Origin of the sequence: Saccharopolyspora sp. NPDC002686 (genome assembly GCF_040295745.1) — a bacterium.
Taxonomy (GTDB): Bacteria; Actinomycetota; Actinomycetes; order Mycobacteriales; family Pseudonocardiaceae; genus Saccharopolyspora; species Saccharopolyspora oryzae.
The window spans coordinates 1-1,008 of sequence record NZ_JBEOVY010000684.1; the positions used below are offsets into that span (position 1 = coordinate 1).

Here is a 1,008-nt window from a genome sequence, read left to right on the forward strand (position 1 = left end):
GCGGGAGCGGATCGGGCGGTCCGCGGCTTCGGACTTGCCGGTGCCCTTGGTGGCGTACTTGGCCACGTAAGAGGCGATCCGGTCATCGCTGATCGCCCCGCGGTCGTCCTCGAAGCGGTGTGCCTCTGCCGGGCGGACTGGGCGGATGTCGACCTGTTCACCCCAGGAGAGTTCGAGCACCTGGCCGTCACCGAAGGCCGGAGTGGTCACGGTGGTGTCTGCATGGGCGGCGTGGACGGCGGCGGCCAGGAGCTCGGCCGTGCCCCACGGCGGGGTGGTGTCCACGGCACCGTCCGGGCCGTCCAGACGGATCACGGCGTGGAAGTGGATGGTGCCGCGCTTCTGGAATTCGGCGACCTTGGCGTAGCTCAGCCGGGCGTGGTTGCCGAAGTCGCGGGTGGTGAGTCCGGCAGCGCGGGCGAGGTGGCGGCGGAGCTTCTGAGTGAAGACGTTCCAGAGCTTCCCGGAGTGTGCCTGCCAGAGGACGTGGCCGGTGTAGTCGTAGGTCTCGGGGTCGAGCGGCTGGCCGATCTTCGGGTCGTGCTCGTGGTGGTAGGTGCCGCAGCGGCACGGCGCGAGCTTCCCGTTAGCGGTGGTGCGGCGGTTGTGTACCGGCCCGAAGCTGGGGGCGGTGAGGGTGACGAACAGCCGCGGCTTGTCGGCCACCGAGACCGGTACGCCCTTGGAGCCACCGGACAGGCCTGCTCGCATGAGGTGGAAGGCGTCGGCGGCGTAGCGGTCGGAGCAGGCGGGGCAGACGCTCTCGCGGCGGTTGCCGCAGGGGGACATGATGTGGCCGCTGGTCTGCGCCGGGCGCCCGTCGGGGCGGGTGAGGACGTCGCCGGTGGTCTTGTCGGTGATCTGCCACAGTCCGGACAGGCGGACCGGGTGAAGGCAGCCGTAGACGTTCTCAACCTTCGCGCGCCAGTCGCGGTAGTCAGGGGATTGGATGCGCCGCTTGAGGCGGTCGACGTCCGGAAGCGTGGGCAACACCATCGGTGGTGACCT

The 1,008-nt window shown here is 70.0% G+C and carries 1 protein-coding gene; it reads right to left on the minus strand.

Annotated features, from left to right (window positions below):
• A partial coding sequence (locus ABTZ89_RS38880; RefSeq protein WP_351054517.1) for a replication initiator occupies window positions 1-996 on the minus strand: 996 nt, incomplete at its 3' end.
• Between the last annotated feature and the right edge of the window lie 12 nt (window positions 997-1,008).